The sequence below is a fragment of the Flavobacterium hungaricum genome (genome assembly GCF_015182285.1).
GTDB lineage: Bacteria > Bacteroidota > Bacteroidia > Flavobacteriales > Flavobacteriaceae > Flavobacterium > Flavobacterium hungaricum.
Map to the genome: position 1 here is coordinate 1,181,903 of NZ_PRDM01000001.1, position 20,754 is coordinate 1,202,656.

Below are 20,754 nucleotides of genomic sequence, written 5' to 3' on the forward strand. Positions count from 1 at the left end.
CTATGCAGCAAAATTATTGTGATGAAAGAGCCGATAATAGTATAAATCGGTCGTTTTTGTTTTGAAATAATTCTTTTGGGAGCGCTCCCGAAATTTTCTTCATTTCTTTTATAAAGTGATTCTGATCTGTAAAATTCTCCTCTGGAAACAGTTTTCCCTTTGCAATGTGTTCCAGCGAAGCACGAAAACGAAGAATTGAGCAATATGTTTTTAAAGAAATGCCAAAATAGTTATTAAAATACCTGTTGATCTGACGGCTGCTCCAATTGGATTGTTCAGAAAGCTCTTGTACAGTCATAGAGCCGTTTGTTTTGTAAATCAGTTCAAACAGCTTTTGTTTGCGGGGATCGACTTGTTTTGTTAGTAAAGAATGAATTTTAGAAGAAGCTTTTTCACAGCACCATTCAAAGTTTTTCAAATCATTTTGGTTGAAATCCCAAAAATCAGGTGCTCCCATTTTTGCTGAGTCGAGAAAGGCTGCAATACTTTCGTGAAAAATATATTCTGCTGCCAAAAGCTTAAAGCTGATTACAAATGTCAGACTGTTGGCTGGAATCTGTCCTTTTTCATATTGCTGTGTTCCTAAACCTAAAAGTCTTACCTGAAAGGCATTTTCTTGGGTGTGTGTAAAAGACAAGTCGATTCTGCCGTCGGGAAGTCCTATTGTTTCTAGTGTTTGATCAGATTTGTAGTGCATGCACCAAAAACTATCGACAAAATCAGAAAGATCTGGATTTGGTTTTACAGCTCTGTATTCTAAATCGGGATGCATTTTAGTAAAATTTAAACGAAAGTATGCAAATTGTTATTCAGTTCTATGCAGTCAGGTCAGTTTTAAATCGGTTTTACAGGTGTTTCTATAGGACGAAATACCGCCTTGAAAAACTTAACATTGGGTAAGTGTTTGAAGGGTAGTTGTTTATGTTTGGTTTTTCTCGGCTATTAAAAACTTAACATTGGCGAATACCTTTTTCAATCTATCTTTGGTTATTATTTTTTGATGTTAATTTAATGATTTAATAACATTAAAAAATATAAATTATAAAAATTAATTTAACTGAATTCTTAAAATTAAGACAATAATGACAAAAGAAGTATTAACTAATGACTCTGAACCAGAAGTAGACGCGAATACAATTGTCTCTACCGACGCAATCGATCAGAACGAGGCTCAAAATACAGAGACGAATTCGACTGCATCTGAGGAAGCAGCTGAAAAACCTAAGGCAAAAAGAACTTCAAGAAAAACGGCAGAAACAGCTGCTGTTGTTTTAGAAGAGCAGACAGAACAAGAAGGGGAAGAAGTAACGGCTGCAACAGAAGAGGAATCGACTGGCGAGGAAAAAGATAAATCTAAAAACAAAAAACAAAGTAAAAAGATGAAAGAAAAAGATAAAAAACAGCTTGCTGAGAAAAAAGAAAAATTGAAAAAGAAAAAAGCGGCTGCTAAGAAAAAAGAAAAAGCAAAAGATCTAAAGAAAGAGAAGGCTAAAAAAGCCAAACTAAAAGCAAAAGCAAAAAAGAAAGACAAAGCTAAAAAAGCAAAAGATAAGGCAAAAGCTAAAAAGATTGCTAAGAAAAAAGCAAAAAGATCTAAAGCAAAAAAGAATAGCAAAAAGAAATAAATTAGAGAATTAGGCAATTAGACAATTAGACAATTAGACAATTAGACAATTTGATAATTAGATAATTAAACAATTTGATAATTAGATAATTAGATGATTAGTGTTTTTCTTGAAGTTGATTCGTTTGAATCTCAATTTTGCTCCGAATGACATTTTGGAATTTGAATTTTAAATAAAATATGCCGTACAAAGGATAGCTGTACGGCATATTTTATTTTAACCCAAATTATTTTACAACCGTAGCTTCTAATTCTACTGCCAAGGTTTCAAAAAGACTTTTGACTTCAAGAAGAGTAGTAGCCTGAGTAATGTTGTGTTTGGCAATCCAATCTTGGAATATATTAAAATGGGGCCAGAGATCGGCGGTAGAAGTGGTGTAGATGTTGAGTCTTACAATACCGCTGCAATCGTATCCGGCCTGGGTAATAACCTGTTCTAAGTTTTTGAGAGAAAGAATAAGCTGTGATTCCATATTCTCATTGCTTGAAATTCCGTCTGCGCTAATGGCACATTGGCCAGATACGTACAAAGTTCCTTCCGGATTTTTTACTTCAACTGCCTGCGCGTAACTGCGTTCGTTCTGCCACTGCCAAGGATTTATGATTCTTTTTTCCATTTGTTTTGCTTTAAAAATTAGTAAAGCAAAATTGGTTATAATGGGTGAAATCAGCTCTTGATCTTTCTCACAAATAATAAGTGATGTATATCACATCAGGAAGAAAGCCGGCTCAAAGTTTCGCGCGAAACCCCCAGATACGAGGCAATCAGGCTTTTTGGAACGCGTTGAAAAAGAGAAGGATATTGCTGGAGTAAATGTTCATAACGTTCTTTAGAGTTGGATGTGAGCCAGGAAATAATTCGGCGCTGTGATCCTAAGAAACCAAAAGTAGCTTTTTCCAGAAAAAAACGTTCCATTTTCTGCAGGCCGCTGCAAAGCTTTTTGTAATCGTCGAGCGTACAGCAAAGTACTTCGGTATCTTCAAGACATTCAAGAGACATTGTGGCATTGGTTTGGGTGTAAAAAGCATAAAAATCACTTTCCCACCAATCCTCCATCGCAAAAGAAACAATGTGCTGTTTGGCAGAACTGTCTGTGTAAACCAATTTTAAAAGACCTGAAATTACAAAATAGGAGTATTTTACAGGATCTCCTTCCTGAATAAGAAACTGATGTTTTTTGAATTTTTTAGTGCTGAAATGGGAGTTTACAAACGCAAACTCTTCATCTGTCAGCGGAATGATTTTTTGGATGTGTTCTTTTAAATCAGCCTTCATGAAAAGAGGAGTAGGGAATTAAAATTTAAAGTTGCGTCTTCTTGCTTTTCTTTTCCAAAGTTAGTTTATCTATTTTTTGAAGAAATTCGGGATCAAACTGAGAATAAGCACGTAAGCGGTATTTCTCGTCTCTTATGCGCATGACAAGCTTTATTTTCTGTACCATCAGCCAGATGGGTTCATAACGTTTATGTCCTAATAAATACTGGATTTTTAGAATAGACATTTTTTTATGCGTTAAAGTCATCAGCTCGATGCAGATCATCCAATAACGAACCGGCAGATTAGAATTTTCCATTACAGTTCCAGACCGAAGACTGATGCGGCTGCCGCATTTCTTGCATTGAAATTTTAAATCTGTTCTTCTAAAAGAGTGGGCATCATGGCCGCACTTTCTGCAGATTAAACCATTTTGCAGTCTTTTATCCTTTAATTCCTCTATGCAGGTTGCTTCATCGGGATATTTTTCAAAATAGGCTCTTAATTCCATTAATATGCTTCATAATTTATGTTAAATATAAATTATTTATGTGAAGTGCAAAACTGTAAAATAAAAAAAAAGAATATTCTGTAGAATATTCCTTTTAATGGCGGTAATCAAAAAAGCATTAAAGTTTAGCCGCAATTTCTTTTTTATATTTATTTAAGATAGATTTTGTCATTCCTAAATTTGCTTTGGTAGAATCTACCGCTAGGTAAATAAAATAATCTTGATTGTCAGAAACATCAACAATGTGAATCTGTGACGTCAAAGTAATCATAATATTATCAATTACCTGACCTTGTAAGTTTAAAGCTTTGATAGCGTTCATTTTTGCTTTTACCACTTCAAGGTTAAAAGCAGAAGCTAATTCTGGATCAAAATCAGCTAGGACAGATTGTGAGTAGTATGCCATACCTGTTGAGATTTCGGCAACAGAAACTGCGATAAAACCGGGTACGTTTTTCTTTAAGTCTTCTCCGAATTGGGTTAAAAAATCAGACATAGTTCTAAATTTAAGTATTTTTAAAAGGATATAAATTGTTTTGGACACCGCAAAATTAGGGATAGATTATCATTTAATTATCCGCTTTTGATACCTTTTTTGTCGAGTTTTTAAAAAAAATAAGGAGATTTGACTGGATTTGAAGGATTCGTTAGCACGAAGATGCCGAAAAATGTTAATGCACTAAAATAAAAATGCTTCTAAAAGAACTTTTTTAAGCAATTTTAGAAGCATTTATCAATAAAGCAAAAACGAAATCTCTTATTTAATTTCTGTAATGAATTCGTCTTGTGGTGTTCTTACTTTTTTAAGGTTTACAAGCCAGTCGTTTGCTTCATCTCTGTAGCCAAGCGGTAAAACTAAAACGCTTTTAAGACCCAGTTCGCTTAAGTTTAAAAGTTTGTCTACTTCTGCCGGAATAAAACCTTCCATAGGCGTTGCGTCTACTTTTTGTTCTGCGGCAGCGGCAATTGCCAAACCAAATGAAATATAAGCTTGTCTTGCAGCGTGATTTGCATGCCATTCCTGTCCTAGAGGCTCGTACATTCCCCAAAGTCTCGCTTTGTATTCGTCCATTGCATCTGCAGGAATGCCTCTTTCTGCAATTGTACGGTCAAAAACAGCCGAAATTTTTTCTAAACTGTAACCGTCCCAAGCAGCCCAAACCAAAACATGAGAAGCATCTGTAACTTGGCTTTGATCAAAACTAACTGCTCTAAGTTTCTCTTTTAAATCTGGGTTCGAAATAACAAAAACTTTATAAGGTTGTAAACCAGATGAAGACGGAGCAAGTTTTGCAGCTTCAAGAATATAATCTAGTTTTTCTTGCGGAACAGCTTGTCCGTTCATTTTTTTGGTAGCGTAACGCCATTTTAATGCTTCTATTAAGGCCATTTTTATAGTAATTTAAATTTCTATTCAAATGTAAAAACTTTAAGTGTATTTTTGTCATCCCATTACCAAAAGTAACTGTAACATCGAGGTAACTAACTAACATTGCTATGATAAAAGAATTAGAACACAATAAAACAAACTGCAATAAGAGAATAATGGCGGTACACGATGCCATGGATATTTTAAACGGAAGATGGAAAATTGCTATTATTGCCTCATTGTGTTTTAATACCCTGCGTTTTACCGATCTGCTTCGTGAAGTTGAAGGTATTTCGGGAAAAATGCTGAGCAGAGAACTAAAAAATCTGGAAGAAAACCAGCTCGTTACCCGAACCGTTCTCAAAACACAACCGATTACTGTAGAATATCAACTCACAGAATACGGACATACCTTAAAAGAAGTAATTGATTCTCTGGCCAAATGGGGAGCAATTCATAGAAAAAAAATCACTGGAAGGGAAGTTTAGAGTTTCAAGTTTCAGGGTTTCAAGTTTCAGGTTTTGGGGTTTCAGGTTTCAGGTTCAGAGTTTCAAGTTTTAGAGTTTCAAGTTTCAAGTTTCAGGTTTTAGAGTTTCAAGTTTCAAGTTTCAGGTTTCAGGGTTTCAAGTTTTAGGGTTTCAGGTTTCAGGTTTCAGGTTTCAGGTTTCAAGTTTCAGGGTTTCAGGTTTCACGGTTTCAAAATCTACAATCTATATTCTACAATCTATCTCGAGGCTTCGGGACTAAAATCTAAAATCAATATTCTACAATCTACAATCTAAAATCTAAAATCTAAAATCAATCTAAAATCAATCCAAAATAGCTCTCTGATAAAACCCTTGTTTTTCTAGATTTTGTTCTGTTTCTTCAATTGCTTTTAAAAGATTATTTTGGTTGTCGGTTATTTCTTGTAATGCTTTTTGCATAATGTTCCAGACCGGCTGCATTTGGGCAACCAATTCTTTTCCTTTAAGCGTTAAAACAATCAGTCTTTTGCGTTCGTCTAGTTTGTCTTTTTTAGAACTGATGATTTTCTGTTTTTCCAATTCCTTTAGTAAGCTGATGGTAGAAGGATGGCTGTAACCAATTTCGCTGGCAATTTCGACCACACTCAGCGTCTCTTTGATGTGCAGGGTATAAATTACGGGAAACCATTTGGGCTCAAAATCAATATTAAAAGATTTGTAAATCAATGCGCCGTCTTTACGCAATTGTTCGCTTAAGCGCTGCAATCGTGTGGATATGGCCAGTATGCCGATTTCGTCAATTATGTTCATCTTATTGTAGTTTTAAATGACAAAATACATTGTCTGGTTTCATTAACGGAAAATCTGTCGGAAGGGTTTCTTTTTCGATGGTTACAAAACCATTCTTTTCGTAAAAGCGCAAAGCGGCCTTTAAGATCGTCACGGTTCCCAAATACAGATTTTGGATTCCATTTTCTGTACTAAAATGAATCAATTGCTCTAATAACTTCTGGGCAATTCCAAATTCTTTTCCTCTAAATTCTTTTTTGACAAACATTTTCCTAATTGCACCGGCTTCTTGATTAAATTTCACCAAAGCAATAGTCCCTACCAGCTGCTCCTCGATAAAAGCACCAAGAAATATACCGCCCGGTTCAAAATAAAAATTCGTGATATTGAGTAAATCCGGCTGATCTTCTAACGTTACAGGTACATTAAATTCTTTTTGCTGAATGTTTAAAATCAAATCTATGATTTCGTTTTCATATTGGTTTTGTATAGGCTGAATCTTCATTTTCTAAGCAGATTATATTATATGTACAAAACTACGTAGTTAACTACATATATCCAAATAAAAAAACTGCTGAAAACAGCAGTTTTAAAATTCTTTTAGTACTATCCTTATTCCTTAAACAGAACAATTACTGCTTTGTAACCAGTTCCGACGTTCCATTCGCTTGACGAAATAACCGCTCCTTTATCATCATAAACCTTAAACTCGGCTGTATTTGGAGAAGCAAAACCTTCGTTCAAAGCTTCAATATCAATTTTGTTAATTCCAGGAACCAAAGTAATTTTTACGGTTTTAAATTCGCTGGTCAGCGAAACCTCAGGTTCTATAACTTTATCATTTAAATATACTTTTACTTTATCGCCGTCTACAAAAGCAGCGTCACGATACATTATGGTCGAAGTAACGGTTGTGGTGTTAAAGCTGCCTAAAAACTGATTTCTTCTGTAGAAAATTCCCTCTACATTAGCTTCTTGCTTGTAAATATTAGTGTTCTTAAAAAGCTGTTCCGGATCTACTTTTGGCGGTTCTGGCTTTTCTACCACCGCAGGCGGGTTTACATTGGGCGAAACTTCTTTGGGCGGAATCACTTCTTTTGGTGTAGGATTTTTAGAAGGAATAGCTTTGTATTTATTGTTTAATTCTTGTGCTGTTAATTGCAGCGAAAAAGTGGTTATTGCTAATAAAAAAAATATTTTTTTCATACTTTATACGTGTTAATCAATCCGTTTGATTCTTAAAAATTAAATGTGTTTTGTTCTATTTATAAACATTTAATGAATGAATTTATTGTTTAATTGTAACGGAATTATCAAAAATTTGGCATTTTTATCTTAAAAAAGGACTCTTGGTTTTCTGAATGAAAAATGAAATGAATTTTAAAATTAGTACTGGCAGCGGTACTGCTTTTTAATAAAATGAAGCCTAAAAAAAAAGCCCTTTAATAAGAACTAAAGGGCTTGTTTGTGGTCGATCAAATTGTCATTAAGAAAGTTTCTTTGTTGAGATTGGCGGTATGAAACTGCCAATTTACGGTGACAACTTTATGAAGCACTCTGACCAATTCTTTAAAATTGTTAGGCTTCGTGATGTAAATATTAGCTCCGAGTACAAAAGTATCGTGGATGTCTTCTGAATTGGAAGAGGTAGAATAAATCGCAACTGATAAATTTTTGAGATTTTGATTCTCCCTAATTTCTTTCAAACATTCAATTCCGTTCTTGCGCGGCATGTTTAAATCCAAAAAAACAATACTTGGTAAAACTGTTTCTGGTGCTTTTAAATAATTCATTAATTCTTCACCATCATTAAACATTTTTAAATTATATCGAAGCTGTGTGCTGTTAAATGCGTCTTCAAAAAAAGAACGATCATCTGCGTCATCATCAGCTAAAACAATATATATGGTATCTGCCATTTCTTTTCTATTTTTTTATTAAGTATTAATAAATTTGGTAATGTAAATATTCAAAATAATGTTGTGAAAAATTTACATGATTTAAGCCGATTCTTATACTATTATAAGGTTTGGGCCTTTTATACTATAAAACTGTAATTCTAATAAAGAATTGTATAACTGTTTAATGTGTTGTAATTAAGAACTTTGTGTCTTGAACTTAAAAAAACGATTATGGAAACTTCAATACGAGATACAAAATCAGGGTTGAAAGACACAAGCAAAATCCAAAGACAAAATAGTGCTTCGAGAGGAAAAACTAATAATCCAAAAGCAGCATATATCAGACGAGCAGGCCACTAAAAGCTTTTTTTTTTACAAACCTTTAAAACTGTTTTTTATGTCTTTAACTAAATACAATCAAAAGCGCAATTTTAAATCGACTAAAGAACCCGAAGGAAAAAAGGGAAATTCTAAAAACGAATTGATTTTTGTGATTCAAAAACACGCCGCATCCCATCTTCATTATGATTTTCGGTTAGAAGTGGACGGTGTCTTAAAAAGCTGGGCTGTTCCTAAAGGTCCGTCTTTGGATCCTGACATTAAAAGACTGGCGATGGAAGTAGAAGATCATCCTTATTCTTATAAAGATTTTGAAGGAAATATCCCGAAAGGTAATTACGGCGCCGGCAATGTAATTGTTTGGGATAACGGAACTTACGAACCGCTGGAAGTCGAGGCAGGAAAATCTCCCGAAAAGCAGCTTTTGTCGGATCTTAAAAAAGGGCATTTGAGATTTGTTTTGAAAGGAAAAAAACTTAGAGGCAGTTTTTCGCTTGTAAAATTGCACGGCAAACAAGAAAATGCCTGGCTTTTGCTCAAAAAGCAAGATAAATATGCTGCAAAAGAGGATATTTTGACCCAAGATAAATCGGTACTTTCTAAAATAAGTTTAGAGTCGATGATAAAAGAAGCTCAAAAACAGGAAGAAAAAGAAGAAAAAAAATCAGAAGAGCAACCAAAGACTTCGGCAAAAAAAAGAGCATTAAGTTTTAAGAAACCAATGCTTGCCAGTCTCACCGATAAACCTTTTGATGATGAAGAGTGGCTTTTTGAAAATAAATACGATGGTTACAGAGCCATTTCGGTTGTTACAGAAAAAGACACAGCACTATACAGCCGAAACGAAATTTCATTCACCAAAAATTTTCAGACGATCGCAGATGATTTGAAGAAATTAGAGCATGAAGCTATTTTGGATGGAGAAGTGGTAGTAGAACAGAAAGCGGGTGTTTCTGATTTTCAATTGCTGCAAAATTATTTGAAAACCGGAAAAGGTAAATTAAAATATTATGTCTTTGATATTTTGAATCTTGATGGAAATGATATAACACATTTGTCCTTATTGGAGCGAAAAGAACTTTTGAAAATTTTATTAGAAAAAGCAGCACTTGAGCATGTTTTTTATTCCGATCATGTAATCGGAAAGGGGATTGATTTTTTTAATAAATCCATTAAAAATAAAACAGAAGGAATCATTGCTAAAAAAGCGTCTGGTTCTTATACCATAAATAAACGGACCAAAGACTGGCTGAAAATTAAAAACACTCAGGCAGAAGAAGCCATTATAATTGGAATAACAACGCCGCAAAATTCGAGAAAATATTTTGGAGCGATTTTATTGGGTCAGTACGAGGGAAAAACATTAAAATATATTGGTAAATGCGGTACGGGATTCTCTCATGAAATTCTGAAAGAACTGTATGAGAAATTCAGTCCTCACTTTATAGAGAAAAGTCCGCTAGAAGAAAAGATTTCCGTTCGGGAAACCATTCAGTGGATCCAGCCAAAATTTGTGTGCCAGGTAAAATTTGCAGAATGGACACAAGATAATCATCTAAGGCAGCCCGTTTATCTCGGACTTCGTATCGATAAGAATGCAGAAGAAGTATCTTTTTCAGGAAAAAGCAGTGTGATTATTAAAAAAGAAAGTAAAATGGAGCCAAAAACAGCAAAACAAACCGAGAATGATTTTGATTTAAAATTGGGCAAAGTTACACTTCATCTTAGCAATCAAAACAAGATTTATTTTCCAGACGACAAAATTACAAAAGGAGAAATTATTCAATATTATAATGAAGTTTCAGATTTGATTTTACCTTATTTAAAAGACCGTCCGCAGTCTATGAACCGTTTTCCGAACGGCATTGAAGGCCCGAGCTTCTATCAGAAAGATGTAGACGAAGATAAAATCCCGTCCTGGATCAAGACCAAAAAGATATTCTCAGAATCTAACAATGCCAATATTGATTATTTAATCTGCAACGAGAAAGCAACGCTTTTATATATGGCAAATTTGGGCTGTATTGATATAAATCCGTGGAATTCGACCATTAAACGAATCGAAAATCCAGACTGGGTGGTAATCGATATTGATCCCGAAAAAGATGATTTTACCAAAGTGGTAGAAACAGCGCTGGCTGTAAAAGAGGTAATGGACGGTTTAGAAGCCGAATGTTATTGCAAAACTTCGGGTGCTTCTGGACTTCATGTATATATTCCGCTGGGCGGTAAATATGATTATGATACGGTGAAAATTTTTGCTGAGATTGTTGCGCACGAAGTGTATCAAAAAGTTCCCAAAATTACGAGTCTGGAACGTTCGATTAAGAAACGAGACCATAAAATTTATATTGATTATTTGCAGAACAGAAAAGGGCAGACGCTTGCTGCACCGTATTCTGTACGTCCAAAACCCGGCGCAACGGTTTCGACTCCATTAGAATGGAATGAAGTCAATGCAAAGCTTTCGCCAAAACAATTTACAATCAAAAATGTACTCAAACGATTTGAGCAAAAAGGCGATCTGTGGAAACCTGTTTTAGGAAAAGGAATTGATATTAAAGGGATATTAAAGAAAAATGGTTTGTAGTTTGTTGTTTAGGATTTATAAGCACAAACTACAAACAAAAACAGCTTAAGACGATTTCTTTTTTTCCAAACTAGCTTTCAGCATACTCATTAAATCATCGCTTTGTTTGTGTACCACTTTTAGTTTTGGTTTTGTTTGTTTTTTGCCTTTGGCTTTATCTTTAATAATTTTTAAAAGCTTGGCGGTATATTCGTCTTTATATTTCGAAATATCAAAAGGTTCTGTCAATTGTTCGACCAATTTATTTGCCATATCGATCTCTTTGATTTTGGTTTTAGAAACTGCTGGAAGTTTAAGATCGCTGGTGTCTCGAATTTCTTGTGCAAAACGAATTCGATTTAAAACAATTACATTTTTATACGGTTTTAAAATCGCCAATGCTTCTTTGTTTCGCAGTACAAAACTAGTAACGCCAACCTTTCCCGTAGATTGCATGGCGTCTCGAAGCAGGGCATAGGCATTTGCAGCGCCTTTGTCGGGTTCTAGATAATACGGTTGTTCGTAATACAAACTATCAATTTCTTTTTCTGAAGTAAAATTCTGAATATCAATTGTCTTGGTCTTTTCGGCATCTGCGGCTTCAAAATCTTCGTCTTCAAGGATCACATAATTGTCCTCGATTTTATAGCCTTTTACAATATCAGAAAACGCAACTTCTTTGCCTGTTTTCTCATTGACACGCTTAAATTTTATGTTAGAATGATCGCTTTTGTCGAGCATATCCATATCAAGCGTGCTTTCTTGTATTGCAGAAAATATTTTGATGGGAATGTTTATCAGCCCAAAACTTATTGAACCTGTCCAGATTGATCTCATGATTTCTAAAATTTAATTAAAGTACCATAAAAGTAATTCCAGACCAGAGCTTTATCCTTACAGCGGCTGTTTAAAATTTTATAAAATCTTAATGCTTATTAATGTTAGAAATCCAAATATCAAATATTAATTTTAAGTTTGATTATTCTTTTAATTTATCAATGATACCAAAATGTCTTACTAGTTTTTTTCCATCTGGTATTTCATTAGATATTCTATAAAAAACATATTTTTTGTCTTTGTTTATACCCGCAAAAAGGTTATTTACTTCGGTCTTAACTTTTTCATTTTCCACTTTTAAGGCTGTAGTATCTTGTACACTGATTTTTGAGATATACCAAACCATTGGCGAATATCCTTGATCTATTATCATTTGAGGCTGAATGCTGTACAACACAGGTTTTGTGTTTACGTTTTCCAGAGTGAGTGGAAATGTATATTTAGCATTAGCTTCGGCCATTAATTTATCATAGAGAGTATTAATATCATTTTCTTTTTGATACTTAAAAATTTCATCTCCCGGTCTCAAGCATTTTTTTGCCATACTGCTGTAATTTATGGCATCAATTAAATACGATTTTTTGTAGCTTTCCTGAGCTAATTTATGGAAGTCTGGTGCAGTTTTTTTAGAAAAGCTATACTGCCCGACATGAAAAATATTTATTTTCCATTCATCACCATATTTGCCATAGATAAGTGTAATCAATAATTCATTCTGATGCCCATTTGGGATTAATAACGACACATACATATCTTTATTTAGAGCTAAATAATTGATCACGTAATCGTTATCTTTAGAAATTCCAGATGGTATAGTATTGCCGACATTTGTGGTGGTATTCTCAACATTGTATTCATCAAGAATTCTGTAACTGTCTGCTTTATAGGTAGTGTAAATATCACCAATTAATTTGTCAATCTCATTTCCTCCTTTTTCAAGCAGTTTATCTGATAATAATGTTTTCACTTCTTTGACATTATTCGTCATTAAAGCTTTAAAAAATTGGTCATTTAAGGCTTTAATTTGGTCTCTTTTTTCATTTTCGATAGTATCGTTTTTCCATGTTCCAGATGTTCCAATATTACAGCTTTGCAAAAATAAAATGGCGAGAAAAATCGATAGGGTTTTACGAATCATATTGATGTTGGATTTGTTTTGCTTGGGTTTATTTGGTTAACATCTATAATTTGATTCTCTAGATTTCTAAAAGGATTATGATTTATTTTGATGATGGTAATTTAAAATCAAACAACTCACTTGGTGAAACCTCTAATGTTCTAGCAATTTTAAATATAGTACTAACAGTTGGATTTATTTTAACGGTTTCTATCCTTGCAATTTGTGATAAAGAAATTTCAGAACGATTAGCTAACTCCTGTTGCGACACACCTTTTTCGGAGCGTAGTTCTTTTAGTCGCTTTGCCAACAATTGTAAACCTTCTTGATCGAAGATCAATTTTCTAGATTTTGATTCTTTCTTTTCCACTTATCAAAAAAAGCACATAAATAGTAAATTAACTATAGCACTTGTGCTATATTTTTCTATATTTGTAAAAAAAATCTTGTTTGAGATTTTTAATATGATGTATAAAAAAATAGATAGAATTGATGAAAGACGAAACTATAAATTTAGATGTTATTAGAAAGTTAGCTAAACTCAATTTCGAGACTTTAAAGGCTGAAAAAGATGGTAATTACATGGCAGAAATCAAATTCTACAATTATTACGACATGATGTTTACTGCAGTCAATATGCTCAAATTATGTATGCTTGCGCTAGATCACGAAGTAAATGCTGTAATGCTGTAAACTGCATTACTTGCAGACAGTCTCCTCGGATGCTAAGGCTTTGTTGCTTTCGCCTCCCTCAAATAAAAATCTGTTTAAAGGTATTATGGATAAGTACAGAAGTAGTCTGAATCATTTTTAATTAAAAAAAAGCTTAATTTTATTGCGTTAATAAGGTATTGCCCAAGAACCAAAAAGAAGTATTAAAAAGCTACCTTTACTATTATTAATTCATAAAAATCATAAAATGCAGAAATTGGATCGTTATGTCCCTTTTTTTATATTTTTAGCAAATCTATATTTTCTGCCAGTAAGTATTTCTATACTAATGCATGATGGTGGTCCTCATAAGGTTTCGTATTACATTTTACCATTTTCGCTCATAATAAACCTTTTTATACTGCCTGCATTTATTGTAATGTTTAGTAAAAATAATTCTCAGAAAAAATATGTACAAATGAACAGAGCTGGTTTCTGGACTATTATAATTCTTGTTTCTTTAGGAGTAATTTCGGTTTATATCTAAAAAAGCGTTTTTAAATAGATAACTGCAAAAAAAACAGGCGCTGCCGCCAGATTTAGATGGAGGCAGCGGCTGTTTATTTCACGTAAACAATCAAATTCCGCCATATCGCAGCGTTGATCCCAAAACAAGCATGGCTACACCAATTGTTGTTACAGAAATAATCACAAAAGCCATGTTCTTAATGTTGTTTGGATTTAGTTTTGGGATAAAATACAATTGAGCGCAAAGGGCGAAAATAAAAGTTAGAAACAGTAAAAGCAGTTTTATTGAAATCACTTTTTCAAAACCTCCAGAAAAACTAAACCATGTTTGGTACGAAACCCCAAAATCATACGCCATCCAGATTCCGGAACAGATTAAAACGAAGAGAGACGACATTCCTAATTTTTCAAATTTCCTTTCAAAATGGAGAATAATCTGCGGGTCTTTTTTCTTTAAAGCTTCTGGCAGATAACAAATACTAAGAAGCAAATGACCGCCCACCCAAATGGTTGCTGCGATCAGATGAAAAATAAGTATAAGATGGTGTAGTGTCATAATTACCAATTGAAAATCAGTGTTTTAATCTCTAAAAATAACTTTTATTTTTGAAGTCGAATAGTTTTTAATTCTAATTTCTTTATGCGAACTTTCTAATTGACAAAGTGTTGGGACATTATTCACGAAAAATTGGACATAATATTTCCCTTCATAATTTTGCGATTCCAGAAATTCGATCATTTTAACAAATTGAGTTTCACTAATAAGTGAAGAGTGAAATGTAGTTCTAATTTCAAAGTCAATTTTAGAATGCATTAAAACCGAAAGACTCTGTTCGAATTTGGAAAAAAAACGAGATTGTGTAATTTGACTAAAAGTTTCAGGAAGGCTTTTAAAATCCAAGGCAATATAATCTACCAATCGATCAAAAATGAGGTCTTTTACTACCAGCGGATTGGAACCATTGGTATCAATTTTGACCAAAAAACCCATGCTTTTGATTTTCTTGATAAACGGAATTATATTTTTATGAATCGTACATTCGCCGCCACTCAATACCACGGCATCCAGAAGACCAATTCTGGATTCCAGAAACGAAATAGCAGTTTTAAAATCTATTGTTCCTTTTCCTAATACTATATCCGGATTGTAACAATACAAACACCTCATATTACAGCCTGCAAACCAAATGATGCAGGCTGTTTTCTTCGGGTAATCTAATAATGTAAATGGTGTAATGCTGTAAACTGCATTACTTGCAGACAGTCTCCTCGAAATGGGTACGCTGCTGGTGTTCTCCTTTTTTTCCAATATTAAAACTTTCTACGGGTCTGTGATACCCCATTACACGTGTATAAACCAAACATTTACTTCTTTTGGCTTGATTTTCTTCTAAAATTTTATGCGTTTCTGTTTTCATAAACTAAACTTTTGGGGTTATTTTCTTTGAGTATAATTTCGTCGCATTTCGGGCAGTATTCATGTTCTCCGTTAAGATAACCGTGAATAGGGCAGATGCTGAATATGGGCGTTACGGTAATATAAGGCAGTTTAAAATTGGTTAGAACAGTTTTGACAAAGTTCTTACACGCTTCTGGACTGCTTATTTTTTCTCTCATATAAAGGTGTAAAACTGTACCGCCGGTATATTTGCATTGCAATTCGTCTTGAACCAATAAAGCCTCAAACGGATCTTCGGTATAATCTACAGGAATTTGCGAACTGTTGGTATAATAAATATTATCATCCAGACCTGCTTGTATAATGTTAGGAAAACGCTTTTTATCTTCTTTCGCAAAACGATAGGTGGTACCTTCTGCAGGAGTGGCTTCAAGATTGTATAAGTTTCCTGTTTCTTCTTGAAATTCCTGCATTCTTAATCGAATATGATCCAGAATTTCGGTTGCAAAATGAATTCCGGATTTACTCGTTATGTTTTGATGGTCATCCGAGAAATTAAGCACCATTTCGTTCATGCCATTTACGCCGATTGTAGAAAAGTGATTTCTAAAATGACTTAAATAACGCTTCGTATACGGGTACAAGCCTCGGTCATAGAGCTGCTGTATAAAAGCTCTTTTTTTCTCCAAAGTCGATTTTGCGATTTGAAGCAATTCGTCCAGATGAGCATAAAAATTAATAATATTTCCTTTGTGTAGATAGCCCAAACGAGCCATATTTATTGTGACCACACCAATACTTCCGGTCATTTCGGCACTTCCAAAAAGGCCATTTCCTCGTTTTAATAATTCTCTTAAGTCTAGCTGTAAACGGCAGCACATACTTCTTACTGCATTTGGCTTATAAGCATTTGGATTTTCGACTCTATTTCCTTTTTCATTCAAAACATACTGACTTCCAATAAAATTCTGAAAATAAGAAGACCCTATTTTAGCCGTGTTTTCAAACAACAAATCGACGTTTTCTCCCTCCCAGTCAAAATCTTCTGTAATGTTTACAGTTGGAATCGGGAATGTAAACGGCTGTCCATTTGCATCACCCTCTGTCATGATGGTATAATATGCCTTATTGATCATGTTCATTTCCTTTTGAAAATGAACATATTTCAGATCAACCAATTTTTCTACACCCCGGTTTTGAGCTTCCTGAATCAGATTTTGATCTTCTATTCCAAAAAATAAATGACTGTTATTTCGAGTCGGAATCTGGTCTTTTAGATCCTCAGGGACATTCCAGTCCAGAGTTATATTGGTAAACGGCGATTGTCCCCATCGTGCAGGAACATTCAAATTATAAACAAAACTTCTTATAGTTTTGACAATATCATCATAAGAAAGCTGGTCTTTAAAGACATAGGGAGCCAGATACGTATCAAATGAGCTGAAAGCCTGCGCACCTGCCCATTCGCTCTGCAGGATTCCCAGAAAATTGGCCATTTGCCCTAAAGCTTCTCTAAAATGAGAAGGAGGTCTGCTCTCGACTCTGCCTCGAACGCCGTTGAAGCCTTCGTTTAGTAGCACACGAAGACTCCAGCCGGCGCAGTATCCGGTAAGACAGTCGAGATCGTGAATGTGTATGTCGCCATTCCGGTGTGCAGAACCTTCTTCTTTACTATAAATTTTATCCAGCCAGTAATTGGCAATAATTTTTCCAGCTGTATTACAGACTAAACCAGCATTGGAGTACGAAATATTGGCATTGGCATTAATACGCCAATCCGATTCGTTGATATATTCTTCAACCGTCTGGGTACTGTCTATATAAGTTGTATCATCATTGAGACCATTAATATGTTCCCGCTGTAATTTTCGGGTATGACGGTAAATAATAAACGAACGCATCACTTGAAAATAGCCTTTTTCAAACAAAACCCTTTCGATAATATCTTGAATTTCTTCAACCGGCCACGAAAATTTTACTTCAAGTGCCGTTAAGACAATTTTGAAGATTCGATTGTCTATTTCCTGGTTGACACTTTCAAAAGCTTTTTCAATGGCATCTTGAATTTTATAATTTTCAAAAGGCTTATAATCGCCGTTGCGTTTGATTACATATTTTTCCATATAGAGATATTTAGGATGCCTTTTCGAAAGATTTTTCTATTTCAAGTACTTTTGGAAACAGAATATTATTTTCTAAATGCATGTGTTTTCGTAAATCTTTTTCGAATTCCTGAAGCAGTACAAAAGCAGCTTTGTAAGTGGCGCAGGATTCGTTGGGAGGCGTATAATTGTTGGTTAAAGCTGCAATTCTTCTAAAACGTCCTCCTTCTGTTTCATGTTCTTGTTTTAAGATCGCAATCGGATTTTCAATGGATACGAATGGGGGAGTTTGTAAATAAGTTCCCTCTTTTTGCGATTTTATCATCTGCTGAATGAACGGAAAAACGACTAGTTCTTCTTTTTTCATATGAGCCGTTAAATCTAATACAGCTTTTGAAAAAATGGTATGTATTTCGTGAAGTTCAGGATGCACAGAACCATAAATACTGCATAGTTTATTTAAATACTGAATAATAACAGGCGCTTTTTCTGCAACATAACGATGATGTGTTTTGGTAATATAATCTGCAATAGCTTCAGACGGCCAAGTTTTGTAATCAAAAGACTGGTTGACAGAACTTTTTTTTGAGGCTTCAATGTGTTCTATCAGAATATTTTCTGCTATATCGCGGTTCCTGCAGACTTCTCCAATAGTTCGATATCCTTTGCAGCAAAAATCAATATGATATTTAGTGAAAATAGCAGCTGTTCGATAATCATCTGCGACGATTTCTCCGATGGTGGTTTTACTTGTAATTTTCATAATAGTTATATTTAATCAGTTAATTTTTGATTGGATCGCTTAGGGTATTTTGCTTTTTACATTGTTCGATAATGAGTAAAGCAGTCGCGGTCATATTTGAAAATTCTATAAACGGAATTGTAATTTCATGCGATTTAATTAAAGAAACCGCTTCTTCATGCAGTATTTCGATTTTTGCTTTGGTTAAAGCTGCATTACAATTTCCGCTCGTATAAAAAGCAGTGACCAAAATTTGAAGTTCTTTTTTCAGAATATCAAAGACATGATAATCATTAGATTGTTCTGCTTTTGGAAACTTTGGTATTACTATTTTTGATGAATAGGTAAAAGCTGCAATCGTTTTATCGATATCCTCCGAAGCCTGATGTGCAAACACCAAAGCTTCGAGAAGCGAGTTAGAAGCAAGACGGTTTTTTCCATGAAGTCCTGTTCTGGCACATTCTCCAATTGCATATAGATTTTTGACTCCAGTTCTTCCGTTTTGGTTTACTTTGATTCCACCGCATTGGTAGTGCGCAGCAGGAACAATCGGAATTAAATCTTTTTTCAAATTGATTCCATTTTCATTACAATGGCTCGTAATCATCGGAAAATGATAAGAAAAAGCGTCCTGATCCAGATGTCTGCAGTCTAAATACATATAATCTTGTGCGCTGTACTGTAATTCTTTAAAAATGGCTTGCGAGATAATGTCTCGTGTTGCCAGTTCGCCTCTTGCATCGTATTTAAAGAGAAATCTTTTTTGGTCTTCATTTACTATGTAAGCGCCAAAACCTCTCACGGCTTCAGAAATTAAAAAAAGTGGATTTTGACTTTTGGAATACAATGCAGTCGGATGAAACTGAATATACTCCATATCTTCTATTTGAGCTCCAGCGCGGGCTGCCATCGCAACACCATCACCGGTAGCAATTTTTGGATTGGTTGTATTTTCAAAAAGCTGACCGCATCCTCCTGTACACAAAACGATGGTTCTGGCTCGAATATATTTGATTCTATTGTGCTTTTTATCATAAAAGAAAGCACCGCTGCAAGTTGTTTTATCTTTTTTAGTGTCAGTATTCAAATCAATAACCTGATGATTTTCCCAAAGCTCAACATTAGGCAGCTGCTTGATGATTTTAAGTAATTTTTGCTCAATTTCAAGCCCCGAATTGTCTTTATGATGCAGAATTCTGTTTTGAGAATGTCCTCCTTCAAGACCCAGATCCCATTTTCCCTCTTCGTTTTTGTCAAAAGAAGTTCCTATTTCTAAAAGTTCTTTTAACCTTTCCGGCGCTTGGTGTACCACCATTTTCACAATCTCTTCATCACAATGACCGCCTCCAGCTTCTAATGTATCTTTAATGTGCTGCTCAAAACTATCAGCACTTAAATCGGTAACTACTGCAATACCACCTTGAGCAAGTCTAGTGTTGGTGTTTTTTGCCGTTTCCTTAGCCATGATAACAAGTGATAAATCGGGACGTTTTTTGGCAGTTTTCATTGCAAAAAATAATCCCGAAATACCAGAGCCAACAATTAATATATCTGTTTTGAGCATGTTATTTAGATTTAGATTAGGGTAATTTTTTAAGATAACTCGAGCATTCTTTCAATCGGTTTTAAAGCTTCTTTTCTAAGGGTTTCAGGAAGCACCATTTCTGGCGTTTCGTTTTTCAGGCACAGATACAATTTTTCTAATGTATTCACTTTCATAAAAGAACATTCGCTGCAGGCACAGGTATTGTCTTCTTTTGACGGAGCAGGAATAAGTGTTTTCTCTGGAACAGCTTTAGAAAGTTCGTGAAGAATTCCTGCTTCTGTTGCCACAATAAAAACAGCAGCGGGATCTGTTTTGACGAAATTCGTAATGCCAGAAGTTGATCCGATATAATGCGCCGTTTTTAGAATGTGACTTTCAGATTCTGGATGTGCAGCGATCTTTGCTGTTGGATTCTTTTTATAAATTTCAATTAATTTATCCAGCGAAAATGCTTCGTGAACCACACAGGAACCTTTCCATAAAACCATTTCGCGTTTGGTTTCTTTTTCAAGATATTTTCCTAAATTTTGATCTGGTGCAAAGATGATTTTCTTATCCTCAGGAATAGAATTGATGATTTTTTTAGCATTTGCCGAAGTGCAGACCAAATCGCTCATGGTTTTTATTTCGGCAGCACAATTGATGTAAGTCACTACAACATGATCTGGATGCTGTTGTTTGAACATTTTGAAATCTTCTGGATCACAGCCGTCGGCAAGAGAACAGCCGGCCTCCCAATCGGGAAAAAGTACTTTTTTGTCTGGGTTTAAAATTTTGGCCGTTTCTGCCATAAAAAGAACGCCCGCAAAAACAATAATATCGGCATCGGTATTTTGTGCTTTTTTAGCCAATTCCAGACTGTCGCCAATAAAATCTGCTATTTCCTGAATGTCTTCATTTTGGTAATAATGAGCGAGGATTACAGCATTTTTTTCGTGTTTTAAGCGAAGAATTTCTTGTACTAAAAATGTCTTATTCATTTCTTTGATTTTATTTTCTTCCAAAATT

Annotated in this window: 25 protein-coding genes and 1 pseudogene; 6 read left to right on the forward strand and 20 right to left on the reverse strand. The window is 34.5% G+C overall.

Annotation, left to right across the window (positions count from 1 at the left end):
- Window positions 1-13 precede the first annotated feature (13 nt).
- Complete coding sequence (locus C4F50_RS05080) at window positions 14-772, reverse strand: helix-turn-helix domain-containing protein (RefSeq protein WP_193845331.1); 759 nt, start codon at window positions 770-772, stop codon at window positions 14-16.
- Between the two features lie 310 nt (window positions 773-1,082).
- Here C4F50_RS05080 and C4F50_RS05085 point away from each other — a divergent pair, with 310 nt between their 5' ends.
- Complete coding sequence (locus tag C4F50_RS05085; protein ID WP_193845332.1) at window positions 1,083-1,625, forward strand: hypothetical protein; 543 nt, start codon at window positions 1,083-1,085, stop codon at window positions 1,623-1,625.
- A gap of 226 nt (window positions 1,626-1,851) precedes the next feature.
- On the opposite strand, the gene C4F50_RS05090 is transcribed toward C4F50_RS05085, so the two are convergent.
- From C4F50_RS05090 to C4F50_RS05110, 5 genes and pseudogenes are all read right to left on the reverse strand, one after another.
- A complete protein-coding gene (locus C4F50_RS05090) occupies window positions 1,852-2,241 on the reverse strand; it encodes a RidA family protein (protein ID WP_193845333.1) in 390 nt (129 codons plus the stop codon).
- Between the two features lie 95 nt (window positions 2,242-2,336).
- Window positions 2,337-2,900: a Crp/Fnr family transcriptional regulator gene (locus C4F50_RS05095; protein ID WP_193845334.1), complete on the reverse strand. Its 564-nt coding sequence runs from the start codon at window positions 2,898-2,900 to the stop codon at window positions 2,337-2,339.
- 31 nt (window positions 2,901-2,931) lie between these two features.
- Window positions 2,932-3,390: pseudogene (locus C4F50_RS05100) on the reverse strand (transposase); the annotation flags it as partial.
- Window positions 3,391-3,508: 118 nt separating this feature from the next.
- Window positions 3,509-3,886, reverse strand: coding sequence for a hypothetical protein (locus C4F50_RS05105; protein ID WP_193845336.1), 378 nt, complete (start codon window positions 3,884-3,886; stop codon window positions 3,509-3,511).
- A 261-nt stretch (window positions 3,887-4,147) separates the two neighbouring features.
- Window positions 4,148-4,780, reverse strand: a complete 633-nt coding sequence (locus tag C4F50_RS05110; RefSeq protein WP_193845337.1) for a nitroreductase family protein — start codon at window positions 4,778-4,780, stop codon at window positions 4,148-4,150.
- 107 nt (window positions 4,781-4,887) lie between these two features.
- Here C4F50_RS05110 and C4F50_RS05115 point away from each other — a divergent pair, with 107 nt between their 5' ends.
- The gene (locus C4F50_RS05115; protein ID WP_228011955.1) at window positions 4,888-5,247 is read left to right on the forward strand and encodes a winged helix-turn-helix transcriptional regulator; all 360 of its coding nucleotides are present in this window, start codon (window positions 4,888-4,890) and stop codon (window positions 5,245-5,247) included.
- 321 nt (window positions 5,248-5,568) lie between these two features.
- On the opposite strand, the gene C4F50_RS05120 is transcribed toward C4F50_RS05115, so the two are convergent.
- From C4F50_RS05120 to C4F50_RS05135, 4 genes are all read right to left on the reverse strand, one after another.
- Window positions 5,569-6,036, reverse strand: coding sequence for a MarR family winged helix-turn-helix transcriptional regulator (locus C4F50_RS05120; RefSeq protein ID WP_193845338.1), 468 nt, complete (start codon window positions 6,034-6,036; stop codon window positions 5,569-5,571).
- 1 nt (window position 6,037) lies between these two features.
- Window positions 6,038-6,520: a GNAT family N-acetyltransferase gene (locus tag C4F50_RS05125; RefSeq protein ID WP_193845339.1), complete on the reverse strand. Its 483-nt coding sequence runs from the start codon at window positions 6,518-6,520 to the stop codon at window positions 6,038-6,040.
- 107 nt (window positions 6,521-6,627) lie between these two features.
- Window positions 6,628-7,221, reverse strand: coding sequence for a hypothetical protein (locus tag C4F50_RS05130; protein WP_193845340.1), 594 nt, complete (start codon window positions 7,219-7,221; stop codon window positions 6,628-6,630).
- A gap of 269 nt (window positions 7,222-7,490) precedes the next feature.
- Window positions 7,491-7,934 carry a response regulator gene (locus C4F50_RS05135; protein ID WP_193845341.1) on the reverse strand — a complete coding sequence of 148 codons (444 nt, stop codon included), beginning with the start codon at window positions 7,932-7,934 and terminating at the stop codon, window positions 7,491-7,493.
- 213 nt (window positions 7,935-8,147) lie between these two features.
- Between C4F50_RS05135 and C4F50_RS25750 the strand changes: the two genes are divergently transcribed.
- Complete coding sequence (locus C4F50_RS25750; protein WP_255521101.1) at window positions 8,148-8,276, forward strand: hypothetical protein; 129 nt, start codon at window positions 8,148-8,150, stop codon at window positions 8,274-8,276.
- A gap of 37 nt (window positions 8,277-8,313) precedes the next feature.
- Window positions 8,314-10,845: a DNA ligase D gene (ligD, locus tag C4F50_RS05140; protein WP_193845342.1), complete on the forward strand. Its 2,532-nt coding sequence runs from the start codon at window positions 8,314-8,316 to the stop codon at window positions 10,843-10,845.
- Between the two features lie 45 nt (window positions 10,846-10,890).
- Here the strand turns inward: ligD and ku are convergent, their stop codons facing one another.
- From ku to C4F50_RS05155, 3 genes are all read right to left on the reverse strand, one after another.
- Window positions 10,891-11,661 carry a non-homologous end joining protein Ku gene (gene ku / locus C4F50_RS05145; protein WP_193845343.1) on the reverse strand — a complete coding sequence of 257 codons (771 nt, stop codon included), beginning with the start codon at window positions 11,659-11,661 and terminating at the stop codon, window positions 10,891-10,893.
- 142 nt (window positions 11,662-11,803) lie between these two features.
- Window positions 11,804-12,799, reverse strand: coding sequence for a hypothetical protein (locus C4F50_RS05150; RefSeq protein ID WP_193845344.1), 996 nt, complete (start codon window positions 12,797-12,799; stop codon window positions 11,804-11,806).
- Window positions 12,800-12,881: 82 nt separating this feature from the next.
- Window positions 12,882-13,148, reverse strand: a complete 267-nt coding sequence (locus C4F50_RS05155; protein ID WP_193845345.1) for a helix-turn-helix domain-containing protein — start codon at window positions 13,146-13,148, stop codon at window positions 12,882-12,884.
- A 122-nt stretch (window positions 13,149-13,270) separates the two neighbouring features.
- Here C4F50_RS05155 and C4F50_RS05160 point away from each other — a divergent pair, with 122 nt between their 5' ends.
- On the forward strand, window positions 13,271-13,471 hold the full coding sequence (locus tag C4F50_RS05160) for a hypothetical protein (protein WP_193845346.1): 201 nt from the start codon (window positions 13,271-13,273) through the stop codon (window positions 13,469-13,471).
- A 226-nt stretch (window positions 13,472-13,697) separates the two neighbouring features.
- Window positions 13,698-13,976: a hypothetical protein gene (locus C4F50_RS05165; protein WP_193845347.1), complete on the forward strand. Its 279-nt coding sequence runs from the start codon at window positions 13,698-13,700 to the stop codon at window positions 13,974-13,976.
- Window positions 13,977-14,066: 90 nt separating this feature from the next.
- On the opposite strand, the gene C4F50_RS05170 is transcribed toward C4F50_RS05165, so the two are convergent.
- Genes C4F50_RS05170 through nadA form a run of 7 tightly spaced genes read right to left on the reverse strand, consistent with a single transcriptional unit; the run spans window position 14,067 to window position 20,726 of the window.
- On the reverse strand, window positions 14,067-14,513 hold the full coding sequence (locus tag C4F50_RS05170) for a copper resistance protein CopD (protein ID WP_193845348.1): 447 nt from the start codon (window positions 14,511-14,513) through the stop codon (window positions 14,067-14,069).
- Window positions 14,514-14,537: 24 nt separating this feature from the next.
- The gene (locus C4F50_RS05175; RefSeq protein WP_228011956.1) at window positions 14,538-15,266 is read right to left on the reverse strand and encodes an anaerobic ribonucleoside-triphosphate reductase activating protein; all 729 of its coding nucleotides are present in this window, start codon (window positions 15,264-15,266) and stop codon (window positions 14,538-14,540) included.
- The gene (gene nrdD / locus C4F50_RS25755) at window positions 15,208-15,375 is read right to left on the reverse strand and encodes an anaerobic ribonucleoside-triphosphate reductase (protein WP_193845349.1); all 168 of its coding nucleotides are present in this window, start codon (window positions 15,373-15,375) and stop codon (window positions 15,208-15,210) included. Before nrdD ends, C4F50_RS05175 begins: the two co-directional genes overlap by 59 nt.
- On the reverse strand, window positions 15,356-17,479 hold the full coding sequence (locus tag C4F50_RS05185; RefSeq protein WP_193845350.1) for a ribonucleoside triphosphate reductase: 2,124 nt from the start codon (window positions 17,477-17,479) through the stop codon (window positions 15,356-15,358). The genes nrdD and C4F50_RS05185 overlap by 20 nt, the downstream gene beginning before the upstream one ends.
- Window positions 17,480-17,489: 10 nt before the next feature.
- Entirely contained in the window at window positions 17,490-18,221 is a 732-nt protein-coding gene (gene ric, locus C4F50_RS05190) for an iron-sulfur cluster repair di-iron protein (RefSeq protein WP_193845351.1), read from the reverse strand.
- 19 nt (window positions 18,222-18,240) lie between these two features.
- Window positions 18,241-19,764, reverse strand: a complete 1,524-nt coding sequence (gene nadB, locus C4F50_RS05195; RefSeq protein ID WP_193845352.1) for an L-aspartate oxidase — start codon at window positions 19,762-19,764, stop codon at window positions 18,241-18,243.
- 29 nt (window positions 19,765-19,793) lie between these two features.
- Window positions 19,794-20,726 (reverse strand): quinolinate synthase NadA, encoded by a 933-nt coding sequence (gene nadA / locus C4F50_RS05200; protein ID WP_193845353.1) that lies wholly within the window; start codon window positions 20,724-20,726, stop codon window positions 19,794-19,796.
- Window positions 20,727-20,754: the final 28 nt, after the last annotated feature.